The 20,759-nt window shown below is 34.9% G+C and carries 22 protein-coding genes and 2 pseudogenes; 12 read left to right on the forward strand and 12 right to left on the reverse strand.

The window, feature by feature from the left end:
• Positions 1 to 349: 349 nt before the first annotated feature.
• Entirely contained in the window at positions 350 to 724 is a 375-nt protein-coding gene (locus GQ590_RS08475) for a DUF805 domain-containing protein (RefSeq protein ID WP_160408167.1), read from the reverse strand.
• 247 nt (positions 725 to 971) lie between these two features.
• Between GQ590_RS08475 and upp (GQ590_RS12915) the strand changes: the two are divergent.
• Positions 972 to 1,091: pseudogene (upp, locus tag GQ590_RS12915) on the forward strand (uracil phosphoribosyltransferase); the annotation flags it as partial.
• Between the two features lie 15 nt (positions 1,092 to 1,106).
• Here upp (GQ590_RS12915) and GQ590_RS08485 read toward each other — a convergent pair.
• Positions 1,107 to 1,442, reverse strand: a complete 336-nt coding sequence (locus GQ590_RS08485) for a DUF805 domain-containing protein (protein ID WP_160408169.1) — start codon at positions 1,440 to 1,442, stop codon at positions 1,107 to 1,109.
• A gap of 217 nt (positions 1,443 to 1,659) precedes the next feature.
• Between GQ590_RS08485 and upp (GQ590_RS08490) the strand changes: the two genes are divergently transcribed.
• The 3 genes from upp (GQ590_RS08490) to asd all read left to right on the forward strand — a co-directional run bounded on the left by upp (GQ590_RS08490) (position 1,660) and on the right by asd (position 5,197).
• Positions 1,660 to 2,286, forward strand: a complete 627-nt coding sequence (upp, locus tag GQ590_RS08490; RefSeq protein ID WP_160401131.1) for a uracil phosphoribosyltransferase — start codon at positions 1,660 to 1,662, stop codon at positions 2,284 to 2,286.
• A gap of 126 nt (positions 2,287 to 2,412) precedes the next feature.
• Positions 2,413 to 3,648 carry a uracil-xanthine permease family protein gene (locus GQ590_RS08495; RefSeq protein ID WP_160408203.1) on the forward strand — a complete coding sequence of 412 codons (1,236 nt, stop codon included), beginning with the start codon at positions 2,413 to 2,415 and terminating at the stop codon, positions 3,646 to 3,648.
• 445 nt (positions 3,649 to 4,093) lie between these two features.
• Positions 4,094 to 5,197, forward strand: coding sequence for an aspartate-semialdehyde dehydrogenase (gene asd / locus GQ590_RS08500; RefSeq protein ID WP_160408171.1), 1,104 nt, complete (start codon positions 4,094 to 4,096; stop codon positions 5,195 to 5,197).
• 67 nt (positions 5,198 to 5,264) lie between these two features.
• Here asd and GQ590_RS08505 read toward each other — a convergent pair whose 3' ends face one another.
• From GQ590_RS08505 to nagB, 3 genes are read right to left on the reverse strand one after another with little or no spacing between them, the layout of a single operon-like run.
• Positions 5,265 to 6,491, reverse strand: coding sequence for an ROK family protein (locus GQ590_RS08505; RefSeq protein WP_160408173.1), 1,227 nt, complete (start codon positions 6,489 to 6,491; stop codon positions 5,265 to 5,267).
• Between the two features lie 36 nt (positions 6,492 to 6,527).
• Complete coding sequence (nagA, locus tag GQ590_RS08510) at positions 6,528 to 7,670, reverse strand: N-acetylglucosamine-6-phosphate deacetylase (RefSeq protein WP_160408174.1); 1,143 nt, start codon at positions 7,668 to 7,670, stop codon at positions 6,528 to 6,530.
• Positions 7,671 to 7,681: 11 nt separating this feature from the next.
• Positions 7,682 to 8,488 carry a glucosamine-6-phosphate deaminase gene (nagB, locus tag GQ590_RS08515; RefSeq protein ID WP_160408177.1) on the reverse strand — a complete coding sequence of 269 codons (807 nt, stop codon included), beginning with the start codon at positions 8,486 to 8,488 and terminating at the stop codon, positions 7,682 to 7,684.
• 246 nt (positions 8,489 to 8,734) lie between these two features.
• On the opposite strand from nagB, the gene nagE reads away from it, so the two are divergent.
• Positions 8,735 to 10,228 carry an N-acetylglucosamine-specific PTS transporter subunit IIBC gene (gene nagE, locus GQ590_RS08520; protein WP_160408178.1) on the forward strand — a complete coding sequence of 498 codons (1,494 nt, stop codon included), beginning with the start codon at positions 8,735 to 8,737 and terminating at the stop codon, positions 10,226 to 10,228.
• A 253-nt stretch (positions 10,229 to 10,481) separates the two neighbouring features.
• Here nagE and tusC read toward each other — a convergent pair whose 3' ends face one another.
• Genes tusC through fkpA form a run of 3 tightly spaced genes read right to left on the reverse strand, consistent with a single transcriptional unit; the run spans position 10,482 to position 12,024 of the window.
• Positions 10,482 to 10,835 carry a sulfurtransferase complex subunit TusC gene (tusC, locus tag GQ590_RS08525; protein WP_160408180.1) on the reverse strand — a complete coding sequence of 118 codons (354 nt, stop codon included), beginning with the start codon at positions 10,833 to 10,835 and terminating at the stop codon, positions 10,482 to 10,484.
• A 12-nt stretch (positions 10,836 to 10,847) separates the two neighbouring features.
• The gene (gene tusD, locus GQ590_RS08530) at positions 10,848 to 11,213 is read right to left on the reverse strand and encodes a sulfurtransferase complex subunit TusD (protein WP_368669158.1); all 366 of its coding nucleotides are present in this window, start codon (positions 11,211 to 11,213) and stop codon (positions 10,848 to 10,850) included.
• A 19-nt stretch (positions 11,214 to 11,232) separates the two neighbouring features.
• Positions 11,233 to 12,024 (reverse strand): FKBP-type peptidyl-prolyl cis-trans isomerase, encoded by a 792-nt coding sequence (gene fkpA, locus GQ590_RS08535; protein WP_160408182.1) that lies wholly within the window; start codon positions 12,022 to 12,024, stop codon positions 11,233 to 11,235.
• Between the two features lie 233 nt (positions 12,025 to 12,257).
• Here fkpA and fabZ point away from each other — a divergent pair, with 233 nt between their 5' ends.
• The 4 genes from fabZ to rnhB are packed head-to-tail and all read left to right on the forward strand — an operon-like array spanning position 12,258 to position 15,262.
• On the forward strand, positions 12,258 to 12,704 hold the full coding sequence (fabZ, locus tag GQ590_RS08540; protein WP_160400678.1) for a 3-hydroxyacyl-ACP dehydratase FabZ: 447 nt from the start codon (positions 12,258 to 12,260) through the stop codon (positions 12,702 to 12,704).
• A 43-nt stretch (positions 12,705 to 12,747) separates the two neighbouring features.
• Positions 12,748 to 13,527, forward strand: a complete 780-nt coding sequence (lpxA, locus tag GQ590_RS08545) for an acyl-ACP--UDP-N-acetylglucosamine O-acyltransferase (protein WP_160408184.1) — start codon at positions 12,748 to 12,750, stop codon at positions 13,525 to 13,527.
• Positions 13,527 to 14,678: a lipid-A-disaccharide synthase gene (lpxB, locus tag GQ590_RS08550; protein WP_160408186.1), complete on the forward strand. Its 1,152-nt coding sequence runs from the start codon at positions 13,527 to 13,529 to the stop codon at positions 14,676 to 14,678. Before lpxA ends, lpxB begins: the two co-directional genes overlap by 1 nt.
• Positions 14,672 to 15,262 carry a ribonuclease HII gene (rnhB, locus tag GQ590_RS08555; RefSeq protein ID WP_160408188.1) on the forward strand — a complete coding sequence of 197 codons (591 nt, stop codon included), beginning with the start codon at positions 14,672 to 14,674 and terminating at the stop codon, positions 15,260 to 15,262. The genes lpxB and rnhB overlap by 7 nt, the downstream gene beginning before the upstream one ends.
• A gap of 1 nt (position 15,263) precedes the next feature.
• Here rnhB and GQ590_RS08560 read toward each other — a convergent pair whose 3' ends face one another.
• Positions 15,264 to 15,863 carry a YiiX family permuted papain-like enzyme gene (locus GQ590_RS08560; RefSeq protein WP_160408190.1) on the reverse strand — a complete coding sequence of 200 codons (600 nt, stop codon included), beginning with the start codon at positions 15,861 to 15,863 and terminating at the stop codon, positions 15,264 to 15,266.
• Between the two features lie 643 nt (positions 15,864 to 16,506).
• Between GQ590_RS08560 and GQ590_RS08565 the strand changes: the two genes are divergently transcribed.
• Positions 16,507 to 17,271 carry an amino acid ABC transporter permease gene (locus tag GQ590_RS08565; protein ID WP_160408193.1) on the forward strand — a complete coding sequence of 255 codons (765 nt, stop codon included), beginning with the start codon at positions 16,507 to 16,509 and terminating at the stop codon, positions 17,269 to 17,271.
• Positions 17,258 to 17,962, forward strand: a complete 705-nt coding sequence (locus tag GQ590_RS08570; protein WP_160408195.1) for an amino acid ABC transporter ATP-binding protein — start codon at positions 17,258 to 17,260, stop codon at positions 17,960 to 17,962. The genes GQ590_RS08565 and GQ590_RS08570 overlap by 14 nt, the downstream gene beginning before the upstream one ends.
• A 53-nt stretch (positions 17,963 to 18,015) precedes the next feature.
• Here the strand turns inward: GQ590_RS08570 and GQ590_RS08575 are convergent.
• Positions 18,016 to 18,977: pseudogene (locus tag GQ590_RS08575) on the reverse strand (transposase).
• A gap of 107 nt (positions 18,978 to 19,084) precedes the next feature.
• On the reverse strand, positions 19,085 to 19,807 hold the full coding sequence (locus GQ590_RS08580; protein ID WP_160408197.1) for an outer membrane protein: 723 nt from the start codon (positions 19,805 to 19,807) through the stop codon (positions 19,085 to 19,087).
• 173 nt (positions 19,808 to 19,980) lie between these two features.
• Here GQ590_RS08580 and GQ590_RS08585 point away from each other — a divergent pair, with 173 nt between their 5' ends.
• Positions 19,981 to 20,364 (forward strand): helix-turn-helix domain-containing protein, encoded by a 384-nt coding sequence (locus tag GQ590_RS08585; RefSeq protein WP_034915655.1) that lies wholly within the window; start codon positions 19,981 to 19,983, stop codon positions 20,362 to 20,364.
• A 14-nt stretch (positions 20,365 to 20,378) separates the two neighbouring features.
• On the opposite strand, the gene GQ590_RS08590 is transcribed toward GQ590_RS08585, so the two are convergent.
• Positions 20,379 to 20,759: hypothetical protein (locus GQ590_RS08590; RefSeq protein ID WP_160408199.1), on the reverse strand; the 381-nt coding region annotated here is incomplete at its 5' end.

Raw genomic sequence — 20,759 nt, forward strand, 5'->3', positions numbered from 1 at the left:
AGCCAGTAGCCTAGCCATTTATAATGAGCTAAAAAAGCCCGATGAAATTTTTTTGTCCTTTTAATTAGTAAATAGTAAACAAGCAAAAATTTTGCCAACTCACCTTCCAACAAACCAATGGAAAAACTACAAGGATGATACTAACTTTGAATTGAGGTGTAGCATAATCAGCAATTATTTAGTTGATGCAAAGGATAGACAATAAAAACTTAAATGATTGATTAATTTTTATAATACGGTTAAACCGCATAAAACGATTTCAGGAAAAACGCCTTATGCGGTTTTAGCAGATTATTTTAACCATGAAGTGTAAACAACTTGGTGTTTTCCTACAGGTTTTATTAGTAAATTATAATCCTTTAGGGTTTTCACCGTATTGGTTGCTACCTGGTGTTGAGTCCATGCATGCGAAAACCAATAAAACAATTGCACCAATAAATGGAACCAAAGCAACTAATGCCCACCAACCAGATCTATCTGTATCATGTAAACGTCGTACTGTAACAGCCAAACTTGGAAGAAATAATGCTGCCCAAACAACAAAACTAATAATATTTGTTACTGACACTAAAGAGGTACTAATTGAAACAAGGATCACGCTGACAATACTTAAAGCAATATTTAAAAGAAAACTGAAAAGCATAAACATCCAATACTCTTGACGGCGAGCTCGCCCATTAAAATTTGTATAATTTTGTTTAATACAACTAATAAACCAATTCATCCTTATATATATCCTTTTTGATAAGTTTTGAAAAAATAATTTAGAGTTTGTTATTCTAATGAAAAAAAATCGAAAATAAAACTAATTTTTATCATTAAATTGAATATTTTTTATTTTTTATCAATTTTATATTGCCTATAAGGCTGTTGATTTCAGGTTTTCATAAAGTGATAACTAAGTTAGAATCATCGCTCAGTGGTTATTTATACTAGCTAACAGATTATAGAAAATAACACTGAGGCCCTCCATGAAAATAGTTGAAGTTAAACACCCCCTCGTCCGTCATAAAATTGGTTTAATGCGTGAACAAGATATTCGCACCAAAGAGTTTTGCGATTTTGATAGTGAAGTTGGTAGTTTGGTGACTAGGCTAATTAACAAACTACATCCCTTTAGGGTTTTCACCATATTGGTTAGGACCAGGAGTTGAATCGGTACACATAAGTTTTAATAGCGTATAAGGTGTTGCAGTCCAAAAGTACCAACCCGGTTTATCAACATCATGCAAACGGCGTACTGTAACTGCGAAATTAGGAACAAATAAAGTCAATGTCAAGCTCAAAGTTAAAACGAGATTATTTTTCATCATATTATCAATAATTATCATCAAAATAATTAGAACAATGTAGATCGAAGAGAACATCCAATATTCTTCACGGCAAGCTCGCCCATCAAAATTTGCATAATTTATTGTAATACAATCAATAAACCAATTCATTCCCTATCCCTTTTTATTTAATAACTGACAACGATTCTAATGAAAATAAAACGAAAATTAAACTGATTTTTATTGTTGATATTTTTACTAATATTTACACTGTCGATAACCTGTTGATTTCAGGTTTTCATAAAGTGGGTATCTGTGTTAGAATTACCTCTCAGTGGTTATTTATACCAACTAACAGATTATAGAAAATAACACTGAGGTTCCCTCCATGAAAATAGTTGAAGTTAAACACCCCCTCGTCCGTCATAAAATTGGTTTAATGCGTGAACACGATATTAGCACCAAAGACTTCCGCGATCTTGCCAGTGAAGTTGGTAGTTTATTAACTTATGAAGCAACGGCTGATCTCCCTACTGAAAAAGTAACCATAAATGGTTGGTGTGGGCCTGTTGAAGTTGAGCAAATTAAAGGTAAAAAAATTACGGTTGTGCCTATTTTGCGTGCAGGCTTAGGTATGATGGATGGTGTGCTTGAGCATATTCCAAGTGCGCGTATTAGTGTTGTGGGGTTTTATCGTAACGAAGAAACGTTAGAACCTGTTCCTTATTTCCAAAAACTAACCTCGGATATTGAAGAGCGAATGGCTTTAGTTGTTGATCCAATGTTAGCAACAGGTGGGTCCATGGTGGCAACCATTGATTTGCTTAAAAAAGCTGGCTGTAAAAATATTAAAGTATTAGTGTTAGTGGCAGCGCCAGAAGGTATCAAGGTATTAGAAAAAGCGCACCCTGACGTTGAACTTTATACCGCATCGATTGATGAAAGATTGAACGAAAAAGGTTATATATTGCCAGGACTTGGCGATGCTGGGGACAAAATCTTCGGCACAAAATAAAATCTCAATTTTTAGACCGGTTTATCCGGTTTTTTTATGCTTGTAAATCAAGCAAGTTAGATAACAAACTTAGTTAAGTAAGAGAGGCGAGATGTGAGCGATATCACAACAAATAAAACAAAAAATATAACATCACAGCATAAGCATTCATGGCAAGATATTTTTACTGGCGCACAGATGTTATTTGTCGCCTTTGGGGCTTTGGTATTAGTTCCTCTTTTAACAGGATTAAACCCAAATGTAGCTCTTTTTACTGCTGGTGTTGGTACGTTGTTATTTCAATTGACAACCAAAGGTAAAGTTCCTGTATTTTTAGCGTCATCGTTTGCTTTTATTGCCCCTATCTCATTTGGTGTTGCACAATGGGGCATTCCTGCCACTTTAGGCGGTTTAGTGGCTGCGGGTTTTGTTTTTATGTTTTTTGCTTTTTTAGTAAAAATCAATGGTAGCCATGTTATTGACCGTATATTACCACCAGTTGTAACTGGTCCAATTATTATGGTTATTGGTTTATCACTTGCACCTGTTGCGGTAGGAATGGCAATGGGTAAAGACATTAAGATGCCAGTCGAAAATTATAAATTGATTATAATATCAATGGTTTCACTATTAACGACTTTAATTGTGGCAATTTGGGCAAAAGGATTTCTAAAATTATTACCTATTATTTCAGGTATTGTGGTGGGATATATATTGTCTTGTTTATTTGGCATTGTCGATTTTCAACCTGTTATTAATGCGCCATGGTTTAAAGTGCCTGATTTCACGTTTCCTGAGTTTCATTGGCAAGCAATTTTATATATGATTCCAATTGTTATTGCACCAACCATTGAACATGTTGGTGATATTATGGCGATTGGTTCGGTAACGGGTAAAGATTATACTCGTGATCCTGGTTTGCAACGCACATTATTAGGTGATGGGCTTGCAACTTCGGCTGCTGGTCTTTTTGGTGGACCGCCTTGTATTACTTATGCTGAAGTGATTGGCGCTGTAACCTTAACCCGAAATTTTAAAACGCGAGTAATGACATGGGCTGCTGTTTGGGCTATTTTAATGTCTTTTGTCGGTAAGATTGGTGCATTTTTAAGTTCAATTCCAACGGTGGTTATGGGCGGTATTATGGTGTTGCTATTTGGCTCTATTGCATCAGTAGGTATTAATATTTTAATCAAACATAAAGTCGATCTGTCTGTATCACGTAATATGTGTATTGTTTCATTGGTTTTGGTGTTTGGTATTGGTGGCATGATTTTTGACTTTGGATCATATGCATTACAAGGTATAAGCTTATGTGGAATTTTAGCCATCGTGTTAAATCTGATCCTACCTAATCAAGAAAAGTCGACAGATACTTATTAAATTCCCCATATATCGTTGGTTATCTTTATCGCCAACGATATTTATAATATCAGCCCATATCTTGTTTGTGATAAGACATTAATTTTGTTTTTTTATGGATATTTATTACATTGTTTTTCAAATTACTGTAAACAACGCGAGGGATTTCTACAACTAAGTGATTGGCAAGCTTGCTGATATAAGATACCTCATAATCCACTGATTATTGTTTGAATTCGATACTAAATTTTGACCATGATGATATTGGTCTCCTATGATTTTTGTTTCTATCATGGAGGTGACTTCCGTCCACTTTTTTGGTGAGGATTAGTTTTTCAATATATAACACACGTTATCATTCCCCCTTATATAAAAATAATTCTTATCTTACTTGTTTTATGGTGATATTTTGTTTTAATAGATAAAAATATCGTTTTATATAACCTTTACTTATTGGAAATAAATTATGAAAAATGTTGGTTTTGTCGGTTGGCGTGGAATGGTGGGGTCTGTGCTTATGCAACGTATGGTTGAAGAGCATGATTTTGATTATATCAATCCTGTTTTCTTTTCTACTTCTCAAGCTGGTCAAGCAGCCCCAACTTTTGGTGGAAAAACAGGTATATTACAAAGCGCAGATAATATTGATGCTTTAAAAGCATTAGATATTATTGTTACTTGCCAAGGTGGTGATTATACCTCAGAGATTTACGCAAAATTACGCGCAACAGGTTGGCAGGGTTATTGGATTGATGCAGCTTCAACGTTACGCATGGAAGATGGTGCAATTATTGTTCTTGATCCTGTAAACAAAGCTAATATTCATGCTGCTTTAGATGGCGGTATTAAAACTTTTGTAGGCGGTAACTGTACGGTTAGTTTGATGTTAATGTCATTAGGTGGGTTATTTGCTGAAAATCTTATAGATTGGGTTTCTGTTTCCACTTATCAAGCGGCATCTGGTGGTGGTGCTCGCCATATGCGTGAGCTATTAACTCAAATGGGTATGCTAAATGCCGAAGTAGCAAAAGAGCTACAAGATCCGCATTCCTCTATTTTGGATATTGAGCGTAAAGTGACACAAAAAATGCGTGATGGTAGTTTACCTACAGATAATTTTGGTGTCCCACTTGCTGGAAGTTTAATTCCTTGGATCGATAAAGCGCTAGATAATGGACAAAGTAAAGAAGAGTGGAAAGGGCAAGCCGAAACCAATAAAATTTTGGGAACAAGTCAGATTATTCCTGTTGATGGACTTTGTATTCGTATTGGAGCTTTGCGTTGTCATAGTCAATCGTTTACGATTAAATTGAAAAAAGATATTAGTGTGCCAGAAATTGAAAAGCTTCTTGCTGCGCACAATGATTGGGTAAAAGTCGTTCCTAATGATCGTGAAATTTCAATGCGAGAATTAACTCCTGCAGCGGTTACAGGTACGTTAACCACACCTGTTGGGCGTTTACGTAAATTGAATATGGGTAAAGATTATTTGTCTGCTTTTACTGTAGGTGACCAACTATTATGGGGTGCTGCAGAACCACTGCGTAGAATGTTACGCATTTTAGCTTAATTTGTCGTAGCTCAAACTTAATTAAAAAAGCCCGAATTATCGGGTTTTTTATATATGGTAAAGTATACTATAGATTCTCTTCAAGTAATGTCATCAGTAGTGAACCATTAAATAAAGCTTGTTGCACTAATGCAAATGCACCAATTGCCGACCTATCATCTAGCGGTGAGCAAGTAATGGTAAGATTTTTGCGTAGTTCTTCTAGACTTTGTGCATTTAGCGCACTATTTACTGCATTTAGTAAGATTTCGGGTGATTTAGTTATTTCACCAGCTAATACGATGCGTTGAGGATTGAAAATATTAACCATAATAGCAACCGCTCTGCCAAGATTTTCACCCGCATCTTTGACAAGTTTGATGGCAAGTTCATCGCCTTGATTAGCATATTGACAGATATGATTGATATCGCATTGCTCGGCAGTAAGTTTTGAAATATAACCTTGTTCAATCATCTGTTTAGCACGGTGTTCAATAGCTTTATTAACGACACGATTTTCTAAGCAACCGAAGTTACCACAATGACAACGTTCACCTAATGCATCTACTTGAATATGCCCTACTTCACAAGCGCTTTGATTGTGATTTGTTAATAATTGCTGATTAACAATAACACCAGAACCTACTCCCCGATGAACACGAATTAATATAGAATCATCGACATTTTGGGTTGATCCAAAATAACTTTCAGCTAATGCTAAGCTTTGAATATCATTCCCAACAAAAATGGAAACATTAAAGTGTTTTTGTAGTATGTCGGCTAAAGCCCATTCTTTTACTTGAATATGTGGCGTATAACGGATAATACCATTGACTGAATCAATTAATCCCGGTAATACAATCGATATCGCGACTAAACATTTTATTTTCTTGCTATTTTCTTGAATAAAATCTTTAATTAATTCAATTAAATAGTCTTGTACCTGTTGCTCGGTAAAGTTAGTAAGCGGATATCTTTTTGATACTAAACATTTTGCACCTAAATCAAATAGCTCTATTGTGACATGTGAACGGCTTAATTGCACCGCAATGGCTTGATATTGTCCATATTTTGCTTCAATTGAAACCGCAGGGCGCCCGCCTGTTGATTGCTGAGCATCGACCTCTTTAATTAGTTTATTTTTAATCAGTTGGCGAGTTATTTTGGTAATACTTGCTGGAGCCAATTGGCTAATTTCAGCCAATTGAATACGAGAAAGTGGTGCTTGCTGAACAATTAAGCGATAAATCATTGCATAATTTAGTTGTTTAATTAATTCAGCATTACCCACTAAGTTCAGATAATTAAATGTCATATATTGCTCAATATTCTTAATCAATTATCTGATATTTTAGCGACTCATCTCTCCGTTAACAACCGTTTTAGCGATTGAAAAATCACGATTAAAAATAACAAGATTTGCAATTTTTCCTTCACTAATACTGCCAAGCTCTTTATCCACACCGATTGCTTTAGCAGGGTAAAGTGTTGCCATTCTTAATGCTTCATCTAAGGCAATACCAACATATTCAACTGCGTTTTTTACCGCTTCAATCATGGTTAATGATGAACCACCCAATGTGCCATTTTCATCAACACAACGACCATCTTTATAATAAATGGTTTTACCTGCAAATACGCCTGATTCTAAATTAGAAGCAGCAAGCAGCATCGCATCAGTAATTAAAATTAAGTGATCTTGTTTGATTTTATGACTATTGCGAATATTTGCCCAACTAACATGTTGACCATCGGCAATGATACCAACATAAACTTCTGGTTCATCATAAATTGCGCCAACTACACCAGGTTCTCGCCCTGAAATATAAGGCATAGCATTAAATAGATGCGTTCCTAAACGAATGCCATCATTAAAGCCACGACGGCAGTCATCATAATGACCATTTGAATGACCAACCGAAACATGAATGCCTGCATTAACTAATTGCTTGATGAAATGGCTTTCAACTCTTTCTGGAGCTAACGTAATGATTTTAATTACATCAGCATTTTCACAAAGGAAATCAATCATTTCTTGTGACGGCTGTCGAATAATATTTTCGTCATGAATTCCTTTTTTTTCAGGGCTGATATAAGGTCCTTCAAGATGCAACCCAAGTGCTTGATTAGGATGCGTAGCTAAGTATTCACGCATCACTTTAACTGCCTTTATCATAAATTCATCAGTTGATGTAATTAACGTAGGTAAATAGCTAGTGCAACCAGAAATAAGGTTTGTGGCCTGCATGGATTGTAATGTTTCAACGCTCAATGCATCAAGCGTTTCATTAAATTGCACACCACCGCAACCATTAACTTGGATATCAATAAATCCTGGCGCCACAATTGCACCTTGTAGATTTTCAATTTTGATATCTGTAGGTAATTGGTTTTGTTTACAGACTTTTGTAATTTTATCACCATCAATAATAACAGCGTGGTTATCAAGGATCTCATAACCTGTATAAAGACGGCAATTTGTTAATGCATACATTGATTTATCCTTTATAAAATGGTCACTTTAAGATTATTCGCTTCCATTTGTTTAAAATATTTTAGCGTTTTTACTTTAAGATCATCAGTACTTGGTTCATCACAAACAATAATTGATGCAGGATGCATTTGTAGAGCACTGACAGTCCAAAGGTGATTAACGGCTCCTTCAACACCAGCTTGTAATGCTAAACTTTTGTTATGGCCACAAACTAATAAAATAACTTCCTGAGCATCCATTAAAGTTGCAACACCAATGGTTAACGCATGTTTTGGTACTTGATTCACGTCATTATTAAAAAAGCGAGAATTAGCAATGCATGTATCTTCTGTTAATGTCTTGATGCGTGTGCGCGAACAAAGTGAAGATCCTGGTTCATTAAAAGCGATATGCCCATCTTGACCTACACCCCCAACAAAAATATTAATTTTACCGTAAGCTTTGATCTTTGCTTCATATTGACGGCACTCTTGATCAATATCTGGCGCATTACCATTTAATATATGGATATTGTTCTTATCAATATCAATATGATTGAAAAAATTTTCGTACATAAATGTGTGGTAACTTTGAGGATGCTCCTCTGGAATACCAACATATTCATCCATATTAAAGGTTACAACATGTTTAAAGCTGACGTTACCTGCTTTATATTGTTTAATCAATTGTTGATACATAACTAATGGTGAACTACCTGTTGGCAGCCCCAATAAAAATGGACGATCTGCAGTAGGTTTAAACTCATTAATTTTATTAACAATGCGCTGTGCAACCCAGGCACCGACTTCTTGTGCGTTTTCTAAAGGAATAAGTCTCATGTGTTGTTACCTCTTGTAATATAATTAAAAACTTTTTTCTTGAAATAAAATATGTTGTCTTTATTTTACTATATTAAACTAATTAATCAAAAAAAATGGTGATTTAAATCACAAAAAAAGAATAATTAATTTGCGAAGTAAAATAAATAATATAGAGTGAAATAATAATACTTAATTATCATCGCTTAAAGATGTAAAATTTTATTACTTTTTATGTACCCCTAATAACTATATGAGGTTAAACTTATGGGAATTTTAGCTTACATGCAACGTATCGGGCGTTCATTGATGGTGCCTGTAGCAGTTCTGCCTGCTGCTGCAATACTACTAGGAATTGGGTATTGGATCGATCCTAATGGCTGGGGGCAAAATAGTATTGTTGCCGCTTTTTTAATTAAATCTGGTGGTGCTATTATCGATAATATGCCAATTTTATTTGCTATTGGTGTTGCTTATGGAATGTCTAAAGATAAAGATGGCGCAGCTGCACTTTCTGGTTTGGTTGGTTTTTTAGTGGTAACCACCTTACTTTCTCCAAATTCTATTGCATTATTTAATGGTATTGACACAAAAGCTGATGACTGGTTAAAGCAAGTTCCAGCTGCATATGGTAAAATAAACAATCAATTTATTGGTATTATTGTTGGTATTATTGCGGCCGAACTTTATAATCGCTTTAGTCGGGTTGAATTACATAAAGCACTATCTTTTTTTAGTGGAAAAAGATTAGTGCCAATTGTTGTTTCAGTTGTGATGCTATTAGTTTCTGCTGTTTTATATTTTATCTGGCCAACGATTTATGATGCACTAGTTGCGTTTGGTAAATATATTAAAGAATTAGGATCTGTGGGTGCCGGTATTTATGGATTCTTTAACCGCTTACTTATTCCTGTTGGTTTACACCATGCCTTAAACTCCGTATTCTGGTTCGACGTGGCAGGTATCAACGATATTCCTAACTTCCTAGGTGGGCAAAAATCAATTGAAGACGGTTTAGCTACAGTTGGAATTACAGGTCGTTACCAAGCTGGGTTTTTCCCTGTTATGATGTTTGGTCTGCCTGGTGCCGCGTTAGCTATGTACCATACGGCTAAAAAAGGCAATAAAGATAAAACTGCATCAATCATGTTAGCTGCTTCTTTTGCTGCATTTTTTACTGGTGTAACCGAACCGCTTGAATTTGCTTTTATGTTTGTTGCACCTGTACTTTATGTTTTACATGCGATTTTAGCGGGTATTTCACTTTATATTGCAGCAGCAATGCAATGGATAGCAGGATTTGGCTTTAGCGCTGGCTTAGTCGACATGTTACTTTCAAGCCGTAATCCGCTTGCAGTCCATTGGTATATGTTAATCCTTCAGGGTCTAGTATTCTTTGTGGTCTACTATGTAGTATTCCGTTTTGTAATTGTAAAATTCAATCTTAAAACCCCAGGCCGTGAAGATGAAGATACGACTGTTTCGTCAACTGAAAGTACCCAGAAAAAACAAGTCATTGGAGATACATCTAAACTTGCTGAACAATATCTAGCGGTTGTTGGTGGGAAAGAAAACCTTACTAACATTGACTCTTGTATTACCCGTTTGCGTTTAGGTGTAAATGATTCAGAATTGGTTGATGAACAAGCAGCTAAAGCACTTGGCGCGATGGCTGTGATCAAACTCGGTAAAACAGGTGTGCAAATTATTGTTGGTACTCAGGCCGAAAAAATTGCCGATGAGATGAAAAAACTTGTTTAGTCAATTAGTATAAAATAAGAACCAAATTAAATAAAACTAATGTAACAATCCACTCTATTTAAATAAGCAAAAAATAGAGTGGATTATTTATTTGATTTAACTTTACAGACTCTTTGCTTTATTTATAAACGCTCCAGTATTTTTTTTATTAAAAACAATCAAATAAAAACTTCAATAAAATCAATGTCTTTTGACCGATTTTTTTAGATATAAGCGTGTTGTTGTGGTATAAGGTTTTGCTTTCAATATAAAATTAGAATCGCAAAATCACATCTTTAGTTGTTAATAGTTGATTTAATAACTGGGTATTAATGACTTTACTTGGAATGTTTCTGGCTATTTGGGTTAAGTTTCTTGATTTCAGTGAAGATTCACAGACATATACATCATCAATATCATAAAGTTCAAGCATGTTTAATGTCGCAATATAATCTCGCATTAAAATGTGATCAGGTTGTTGATTTGGTAATAAATGAAAGACACCATCATCGACAAAAAAAACAGAAACATGATTAATAGCTGATGTGGCTAATGCGATATCAAGTGCTTCTCGACCTTTGGCATTTCCATGAGGTGGTGAGCTGATAATAATTGCTAGTTTTTTCATTTCAGTCTTAATTTAAAATTGAATGGTTCGATCGGTTGTTGAGATTGATTCGCCAAGCTCACCAAGACCGGTTAATTGAAAATGATTAGCTAGGTTATTTTTGATAACACCGCGTCTCTGCGCAGCTGCAACACAAATAGTTAACGTTAAGGTGTGTGTTTTTGCTAATTCTTGCCATGCTGAAACTAAATCAAACTCATCGCTAGCAGGATCTGTATAGCTATTGCCATTATAAACACCATCGGCATAAAAAAAGATGTTTTTAATCTGATGAGGAGTATTAGACAGTAAAGCTTGAGCAAATTGGTATGCGCAATAAGCAGATTGGGTCCCATAAGCAGGACCCATAATAATAAGTGTGTAACTTAATGAATCGATCAAGTGAGTCAGCTGCTTGTTATTCTGCTTGTTCAGGCTCTGATACTGGTTCTTCCCTTGGATCTTCATTTGTGTCATTTTTATCACTATCAATACCTAGTAATTCAACTTCAAACACTAATGTTGATGCAGGTTCGATTCCTGCTTTATTTTCTTGACCTGGAATGCTTTGATCACCATAAGCTAAATCTGGTGGTACGACAAGTTTAATTTTTCCACCAACACCAATCAATTGAATTCCTTCAGTCCAACCTTTTATCACCCCATAAAGAGGGAATTTAGCCGGTTCACCACGATCATAAGAACTGTCAAATTTACGTCCATCAGTTAAAGTGCCTGTATAATGAACGATAACGGTATCATTTTCTGTTGGATGTTGCTCTGAACCATTTTCTAAAATTTGATAAAGCAAGCCTGATTTAGTTTTTTTAACGCCATCTTGTTTAGCAAATTCTTCACGGAACTTGTCACCAGTAGCTGTGTTTTCGGTTTTTTGTTTTTCAAAACGCGCTTTGCTTTCTTCTTGAATTCGTTTGCCAAACGCATTTAAAATGGTTTTAACCTCATCTTTGCTTAGTTGTGATGCACCGTTAAATGTTTCATTAAAACCGCTGATTAAATATTCTTGATCTGGTTTAACTTCATTTTGTTCTAAACTTTCTTTCATATATGTTGCAAACGAAGAGCCTAATGCATAGGCTTCTTTTTGTGAATCAGTTGAAAGAGTTACCTTATCTGATTTTTTATCACATCCTGCTAATGCCAATACAATTGCACCACTTATTAAGGTCATTTTAATTAATGATTTCATTCTACTTCTCCAAGTTAGAAATTCTTTTATATAGTTAATTGAGTTATTATATATTATTTAATGCAAGATAATATAGTGTTTACAAATCATTTATTTAATAAAGCTATGTCATTGTGCTTTTTATAAAATAGGATAAGTCATATTTTGTAATTTTAAATCATCCTTGAGTGAAAGTGGTATCCTCAGTTATAATGCACAAAATTTATAGTAAATAATGTATAAGGATAGCTATTTTGACTACCGAACTTAATACCCTTGATGTTGAAGAAATCATCAGTTTGTTACCTCATCGTTATCCATTTTTAATGGTTGATCGCGTACTTAGTTATGAAAAAGGTAAAACATTAAAAGCCATCAAAAATGTCACGGTTAATGAACCTTTCTTCCAAGGACACTTCCCTAATAAACCCATTTTTCCTGGTGTTTTAATTCTAGAAGCCATGGCGCAAGCAACTGGCATTTTAGCATTTAAAAGTATTGAAGAGCTTTCACCTGGGCAGCTTTATTACTTTGCGTCAATCGATAAAGCACGCTTTAAACGTCCAGTTGTACCAGGCGATCAAATTGTGTTAGATGTTGAATATATTAAAGAACGTCGAGGCATTGCGCTATTCCATGGTGTTGCAACCGTTGATGGTAAATTAGTTTGTGAAGCTGAAATGATGTGTGCTCGCAAGTAACATCGATTTTAGAGTATCTCCAAAGCAGTATTAAGGAACAGCTATGGCAACAGAAATACACCCTAGTTCAGTAATTGAAAAAGGGGCAAAGATTGGTGAAAACGTCAAAATTGGGCCTTTTTGTTTTATTGGTGAACATGTTGAAATTGGTGATGGAACTTTTTTAAAATCGCATGTTGTCGTCAATGGACATACCAAAATTGGTAAAGATAACCAAATTTATCAATTTGTTTCAATTGGTGAAGTAAACCAAGATTTAAAATATCGTGGAGAACCAACGCGCACTGAAATTGGCGATCGTAATATGATTCGCGAAAGTGTGACAATTCATCGTGGCACAGCTCAAGGAGGCGAGCTAACACGTATTGGTAGCGATAATCTATTGATGATTAATGCTCACGTTGCTCACGACTGTCATATTGGTAATCGTTGTATTTTAGCCAATAATGCAACGTTAGGCGGACATGTTCAATTAGATGATTATGTCATTATTGGTGGTATGACTGCTATTCATCAATTTTGTGTAATTGGATCGCATGTTATGGTTGGTGGCTGTTCGGGCGTTGCGCAGGATGTTCCACCTTATGTTATTGCTCAAGGCAATCATGCCACTCCACATGGTGTCAATTACGAAGGTTTAAAACGTCGCGGGTTTAGTAAAGATGCTTTGCAGGCGATTCGTAATACTTATAAGATCCTTTATCGAAATGGCTTGACGTTAGATGAAGCTAAAATTGAAATCGAAACCATTGCAAAACAACATCCTGAAGTTCAACTGTTTGTTGACTTTTTTACTCGTTCTACACGAGGCATTATCCGTTAATGACCAATAAACCATTAACTGTAGCTTTAGTCGCTGGAGAAACCTCTGGCGACATTCTTGGTGCAGGTCTAATTCGTTCACTCAAACATCATCATCCTGATATTCATTTTGTTGGTATTGCTGGTCCTAAAATGCAAGCCGAAGGCTGTGAAGTTTGGTATGAAATGGATGAGTTATCAGTGATGGGTATTGTTGAAGTCTTGGGGCGATTACGCCGAATTTTAGCAATTCGCAAAGATATTACTAGACGTTTAATTGCACTTAAGCCTGATATATTTATTGGCATTGATGCACCTGACTTTAATCTTTCTTTAGAAGGTAAGTTAAAACAAGCAGGCATTAAAACAATCCATTATGTGAGTCCATCGGTTTGGGCTTGGAAACAAAAACGCGTTTTCAAAATTAAGCGTAATACTAATCTTATTTTAGCTTTTTTACCTTTTGAAAAAGCCTTTTATGATAAGTTTGATGTTCCTTGTCGTTTTATTGGTCATAAAATGGCAGACGATATCCCACTTAACCCAGATCAAACAGCAATACGCAAACAATTAGGTATTCCATTAAATTGTCGTTGCTTAGCTTTATTGCCAGGCAGCCGTCATGCTGAAGTAACATTATTATCAGCTCCCTTTTTAAGGGCAGCACTGTTATTACGCCAACGCTACCCAGATTTGCATATTTTAGTACCTTTAGTTAACGCAAAAAGACGACAAGAATTTGAGCAGATTAAAACAGACATTGCTCCCCAACTTGAAATGCAGTTATTAGATGGTCATGCCCGCGAAGCAATGATTGCAAGTAATGCGTCAATCTTGGCTTCGGGCACTGTGGCATTAGAATGCATGCTAGCTAAATGCCCAATGGTTGTTGGCTACAAAATGAAGCCATTTACTTTTTGGCTTGCTAAAAAATTGATTAAAACATCTTATGTTTCATTACCGAATATTTTAGCGGGTAAAGAGATTGTACCAGAATTATTACAACAAGATTGTACTCCTGAAAATATTGTTAATCGCATTATCCCTTTTTTAGAAGGCGATAATGTAGAGCTAAAACAGACATTTTTATCTTTGCATAATCAAATTCGTTGTAATGCTGATAAACAAGCTGCTAAAGCTGTGCTTGATGTATTAAAGGAGCCACATTGCTAGAGTTTACCTATCCAGATGCTACTTTAATTGCAGGGGTTGATGAAGTTGGGCGAGGTCCGCTTTGTGGCGATGTTGTTACCGCTGCAGTTATTTTAGATCCTAACAAGCCCATTAAAGGGTTAACTGATTCTAAAAAACTCACTGAAAAAAAACGAGAACATCTATTTGATATTATTAAACAAGAGGCACTAGCTTGGTGTATTGCAAGAGCATCAGTTGATGAAATTGATAAATTAAATATATTGCATGCCACCATGCTTGCAATGCAACGGGCGGTATCAGGATTACCCATAAAACCCAATTTTGTATTAGTTGATGGCAACCGTTGTCCTGATTTTGGCATCCAAACTCAAGCGGTTATTAAAGGGGATTTGTTGGTTGCAGAAATCAGTGCTGCTTCAATTCTAGCTAAAGTTACTCGTGATCGTGAAATGGTTGAGCTTGATAAATTATATCCACAATACGGTCTTGCTAAACATAAAGGCTATCCAACCAAAGCTCATTTAGCAGCAATAAAAGAACATGGTATTAATCATTTATACCGTAAAAGTTTTGCACCAGTTAAGAGTTTAGCATTATTTTAATTCACCATTGTTTATCAACCGTTGTTAGCAGTGGTGAATTAAACATAGACACGGGTGAAATAACCGTTTCTTGATAGGGGATCTTATTTCCATAACGTTTTTTTATTTTTTGTTTAACGGCTGGCGATGAAAGATTAAATTCTTTGATAGTTTGCAATTGGCCTATTTTTAATTTAAGGGCTCTATTATAGATCTTCCAGACTAATTCTGAGCAATAAATATAACGATCATCCCATCCAAACCAAATATCATATGGTTTATTTTCAAACGTTTGTGCAATTTTTTTTAAATTGTTAACCTCATTATTAGACAGATTATGATCTTTTAAACGCTTAATTATATACTTTTTATTTTTACCACGCGCAATCCAACTATTCAGTGGTGTATAAACAACTTTGTTGGCAGCTTCGAAAACATATGGTTTGCCATTTTTAATCAAAATGATGCCCATATGGCTATATGGCGAGTTTGTTGCTTGTTCAACAGCCAGGCTTTGTCTTGATTGTGAAGATTGAAAAATAATATCTCCATCTTTGGGTGTATAGCTAGCAATACTTATAAAACTAGCAATCAACAAGGTAAGCATAAAAATAAAACGCATTAGGGTTACTTAGAAAACTTACAATATATTGAAGTATAAAACAAATTAGCTACTTATAAAAATACATTTATAAGTAGCTATTGAAGGAAAAAGAGAGAAAAATAACAGTTACTGATTTGACTAAATACTTTATGGTCAGTCGCTAGACCATTGATAACGAACTAAAACCTACTGCCATTTTTGTCAAAAACTTTCAGGAACGCACTGCGTTTATGTAAAAAATCTAAAAAAATCAGACTTAAGTTATAAAAAACTAGCCAAGCAATAAAAAACAGCAGCCCCACATTAAGTGTGGCGATTTATTGGTTTATTTTGCCGGTTATTTTGTAAAAAATATTCAGGAATCTATACCGTTAAACCGAATAAAGCGATTTCAAGCAAAACGCCTTATGCGTTTTTAGCGAATTATCTTAACCATGAGGTGTGAAAACTTGGTGTTTTTCTGCAAATTAACCATCAGTTTATGATTTGGTTTTTCTTCTATTTTTATTAGAAGTAAGCTTTATTAAGCTATTTTATTAGAATATTAAGTTGCAATATTTTGCTCAAAAGTTATTATATTTTTCCACTTTATTTACAATTAGGGCTATCGTAATGATAGTCTTCAACTTTACCAATTAACTAATTTGGACAATAGGTTTTATTGATGGGATTTAACTGGGATCTTATACAAAATTATTTACCAATGTTTATTGATGGCGCAATAATGACGGTGACTTGCACTGTTGTTTGTGTGGTGCTTGGGACTTTTTGGGGCTTAATATTAGGTATTTACCTAGTTGCTCAATGTCGGCATGGTATTTTTAAATATGTGCTGTGTTTACTGGTTAGGTGGCCAACTAAAATTTATGTTAGCGCCATTCGTGGCACACCATTATTGGTGCAGATAATGGTGATTTATTATGTTTTTATGTCTTTTTTGTTACATCCTAATAATGGAATTTTATTGTCAAATTATTTTATTTCGTCACAATTGGCGCAACATTTGTTTATTAAGTATAGTGCATTTATTTCGTGTATTTTGGCGATTACTTTGAATGCTAGTGCTAATATTTCTGAAATATTTCGTGCAAGTATTGAGTCTATCGATAAAGGGCAAATGGAAGCTGCCCGATCGCTCGGTATGGGGTATGTCAGTACAATGATTAAAGTCATTTTGCCTCAAGCCTTTCGCCGTATGTTACCGCCTTTGGGCAATAATGCGATTGCTATTTTAAAAGATTCGTCATTAGGTTCCGTTATTGGACTGATGGATTTGGCTTATACAGCTCGTATCGTAGGTGAGATTAATTCGGTTTATGTTGAGCCTTATTTTGTTATTTTGCTTTTTTATTGGACAATGACATTTTTATTATCACTTCTTGTAAAATATATGGAAAAAAGGTTAAGAAAAAGTGATTCACATTAAAAATCTACAAAAGCAGTTTGGTAATATCCATGTATTACGTGGTATTTCTTGTGATATCCAAGAAAAAGAAGTTATTTCTATCATTGGTCCATCGGGTTCGGGTAAGAGTACTTTTTTGCGTTGTATTAATGCGTTAGAAGATATCACATCAGGCGAAATTATTGTTAATGGTTTTAACGTGCTTGATCCTAAAACCAATATTAATCGTTTGCGCGAATCAGTTGGTATGGTGTTTCAGCGTTTTAATTTGTTTCCTCATATGACTGTGTTGCAAAATTTGATTTTAGCGCCTATGGATGTGAAAAATATGGCGAAAACCGATGCCATTGCTAAAGCCGAAAGTTTGCTTGTTAAAGTCGGTTTGATTGATAAGATTGATGCTTACCCAAGCCAACTGTCGGGCGGCCAACTGCAACGTGTGGCAATTGCTAGGGCTTTGATGATGGATCCTGCTGTGATGTTATTTGATGAGCCTACACTTGTTAGCGAGGTGCTTGCTGTTATGAAGTCGCTAGCACAAGAAGGAATGACGATGATTGTTGTTACCCATGATATGGGGTTTGCAAGAGAGATGTCTAACCGTGTGATTTTTATCGATCAAGGAGTTATTCAAGAACAAGGTTCGCCAGAACAGATTTTCAAAAATCCACAAAATGAACGAACACAGTTATTCTTAAGTAAAGTACTATAATTATTTTGTTCTTGATTATTAAAAATAAAAAAAACATTCAATTTAGAACGGTTTTAGATTGATGACAAACCTCGATATAATTCGGGGTTTATTTTTTTATTTAAACCATAAACAGGATTTTTAATTTGGATTTTATTAAATAAATTAAAAAACAGCCTAAAAAAACGTAACAAAAATAGCTTTATCGCTATTTTCTTGATATTTTGAGCCGTTGCGGCCAATAAACACTGCATTTGAACCTGTGCTCTTCCCCTAAATCTTGCATAGCGATGTCCGTGGTGTTGTTTAGCATCAGCAAAGCTGCACTCTACGGTCTCTTTTCGCCGAGCATAGACTTTTTTACCCCACTGACTTAAACGAATCTCATTGGCTTTCTCTTTATCTGCTTCCCAGATATGGCGTGTGATGACTTTCTGTGTATTTTTACTCTGTGTACACTGTGACAATAACGGACAGACTTTGCAGGTTGCTGCATCAGAATGATAATGACGATAACCTTATATTGACTGGGCTCAACAATACGCTGCTCATTACGTGCCTTGCCTTTATTGGCATTTGCTTTTAGGTGAGTACTGTCCGTATATAAAACCCGACCACTTATCAACCCTTTGGCAATGGCTTGCTCAACAATATTATCAAAAATCTGCTGATAAATTTCACTATCATTAAACCGACGGCGACGATTTTGGCTGAGTGCCTAGGCATCAATCACTTTTTCGGTTAAGCCCATTCCCAGAAACCAACGGTAAGCTAAATTGACCTGAATTTCCTGAACCAGACGACGCTCACTGGGGATACCAAAAAGATACCCCAATAGCATAATTTTAAACAGTCTGACCGGATCTTCTGCCGGACGACCGTTATTAGGCCAATAAAGTGGTGTTACCGCTTCTCGAATAAATTCAAAATCAATGACTTTAGCTATTTTACGAACAAGGCGATTTTGAGGGACAAGCGCATCTAACGAAATTTGCTCTACTTTTTCGGGTGTCGCTGGCGTTGGTTTTTTTAGCATCGAAAAATTCCTTTTAATAATGGACTCTTCTCTATTAGATCAAAGAACTCGCCAAAAAGCGAGTTCTTTGTCATCAATCTGAAAGGGCTATATTGCCCTTTTCTTTGCTAAAATGAATAACGAACACCAATTGTTAAATCAGTTGTGCTAAGTTTTAATGATGAATTTGAGCTATTATCATTAGTTGATACACTTACTTTTCCTCCGTAAGTATATCGAGCCTGTAAATCTGTAGACCAATTGTCCGTTATTTTATAAGAAGCCCCAATACCTGCAGAGTAGGCAAAGCGAGTTTTGCTTTTGGAATCAGTATCGGCATCCTCGTTGTCTCCGCCTTTTACCAGTCCTGTTCGTTCATATTTCAAAAATGCAGTACCAACACCTAGTGATGCATAAGGTGTGAAATCAGTTCCTGTATCAATATCATAATAGGTATTTAACATTAATGTATTCATACGTGTTTTTATGCGTAAATAATAATTAGCAGTTTGCGCATCTCCATCGTCATCGATATATGACACATTTCGCGAATTGGTATTTTTATTTAAATTACCACGTTTAGTAAACATCAATTCAGTGCGAATAGGGATACTAAATTGAGGTTTAAAGTTATATCCAATTCCTACACCGCCACTAAGGACTGTTTTATTTTGAGATCCAAATCTTAAATGACTAGGATTTATATCATCCTCATTAAAGTGATGCTCTATGCTTTTTGCTTTTAGCCAACTTGCACCTATTTGACCATTAATATAAAGGCCTGATGTTTCTGCATAAGAAAAACTACTTATACTTGTTAAAAAAGTTATTGTAATTAACGATTTCTTCATTTTTATTCCTTATTTTGCCGAAATTGACTTTTAAAAGTATAAATTAAAAACGCAAAATCATCAATAATTGATTTGTTTATTTAATTTTGTATCAATAAAAGATATTTAATAAAAAGACTAACATCTCGACAATAAATACCAATTTAAATTTTAGTTATGAGCAAAGACAATTAATGGCAAAAGTACCTGTATCTGATATAGATAAAAAAGTAGGAAAGCGCATACAGCACTGTAGAAAAGAAAATAATTTAACTATAGCTGAGTTATCTGAACGAGTTGAGTTATCAACTCAGCAATTATCTCGCTACGAAAGAGGGATTAATAAAATTAATCTGGATCATTTAACTAAAATTGCACATAAATTAAATACACCAATAAGTTGGTTTCTTATTGATGAAGAACAAAGTTATATCTTTAATAGTTCCAATAAAGTAAGTGAAAACAAAACGGGATATTATTCTACACAAAATGACCTAAAAGCCCGTTTATTACAACGTTGGGATATGTTATCAGTTGAACAAAAACGGGCAATTATCATTTTGATTGATACAATGTAATAAAAAATAAGTTTTTATTTTAAGATTTTAAAACCCTTTGGAGCTTTGTTAGACGTTTTTAAATGATAGGGTGATATATATAAATCAGTAATTGTTTCACCTTTATAGGTCATGATTTCATATATATCAATAACATTACTAATATTATCAGCACCTGTACTTCCTATCCTTTTCCAACTTATTTTTGCACCATTATTTAAACATAGATGAGATAAGTAATCTTCAATTCCCTGTATGCTATTCACAAGAATAGGATTAGTAATACTTAAATCAAATTCACCAAAAGCTTGTGCTATTTTTGAATGGCAACAAAGCAAATCGACATCGTTATAGCATAACAAAACTATGTCAATATTTAGGATTATCAAGATATTATGCTTATTATCAGTGTAAAT

Origin of the sequence: Gilliamella sp. Lep-s35 (assembly GCF_009795845.1) — a bacterium.
In the GTDB taxonomy this organism is placed as follows: Bacteria; Pseudomonadota; Gammaproteobacteria; order Enterobacterales; family Orbaceae; genus Gilliamella.

What these genes read in the sequence shown, in the direction of transcription:
- upp (WP_160401131.1), top strand. Translation starts at nt 1,660, where the DNA reads ATGAAAATAGTTGAAGTTAAACACCCCCTCGTCCGTCATAAAATTGGT.
- tusC (WP_160408180.1), bottom strand. Translation starts at nt 10,835, where the DNA reads ATGAAAAAACTAGCAATTATTATCAGCTCACCACCTCATGGAAATGCC.
- asd (WP_160408171.1), top strand. Translation starts at nt 4,094, where the DNA reads ATGAAAAATGTTGGTTTTGTCGGTTGGCGTGGAATGGTGGGGTCTGTG.
- fkpA (WP_160408182.1), bottom strand. Translation starts at nt 12,024, where the DNA reads ATGAAATCATTAATTAAAATGACCTTAATAAGTGGTGCAATTGTATTG.
- GQ590_RS08585 (WP_034915655.1), top strand. Translation starts at nt 19,981, where the DNA reads ATGGCAAAAGTACCTGTATCTGATATAGATAAAAAAGTAGGAAAGCGC.
- nagE (WP_160408178.1), top strand. Translation starts at nt 8,735, where the DNA reads ATGGGAATTTTAGCTTACATGCAACGTATCGGGCGTTCATTGATGGTG.
- nagA (WP_160408174.1), bottom strand. Translation starts at nt 7,670, where the DNA reads ATGTATGCATTAACAAATTGCCGTCTTTATACAGGTTATGAGATCCTT.
- GQ590_RS08475 (WP_160408167.1), bottom strand. Translation starts at nt 724, where the DNA reads ATGAATTGGTTTATTAGTTGTATTAAACAAAATTATACAAATTTTAAT.
- GQ590_RS08560 (WP_160408190.1), bottom strand. Translation starts at nt 15,863, where the DNA reads ATGCGTTTTATTTTTATGCTTACCTTGTTGATTGCTAGTTTTATAAGT.
- GQ590_RS08580 (WP_160408197.1), bottom strand. Translation starts at nt 19,807, where the DNA reads ATGAAGAAATCGTTAATTACAATAACTTTTTTAACAAGTATAAGTAGT.
- nagB (WP_160408177.1), bottom strand. Translation starts at nt 8,488, where the DNA reads ATGAGACTTATTCCTTTAGAAAACGCACAAGAAGTCGGTGCCTGGGTT.
- GQ590_RS08485 (WP_160408169.1), bottom strand. Translation starts at nt 1,442, where the DNA reads ATGAATTGGTTTATTGATTGTATTACAATAAATTATGCAAATTTTGAT.
- lpxB (WP_160408186.1), top strand. Translation starts at nt 13,527, where the DNA reads ATGACCAATAAACCATTAACTGTAGCTTTAGTCGCTGGAGAAACCTCT.
- GQ590_RS08505 (WP_160408173.1), bottom strand. Translation starts at nt 6,491, where the DNA reads ATGACATTTAATTATCTGAACTTAGTGGGTAATGCTGAATTAATTAAA.
- lpxA (WP_160408184.1), top strand. Translation starts at nt 12,748, where the DNA reads ATGGCAACAGAAATACACCCTAGTTCAGTAATTGAAAAAGGGGCAAAG.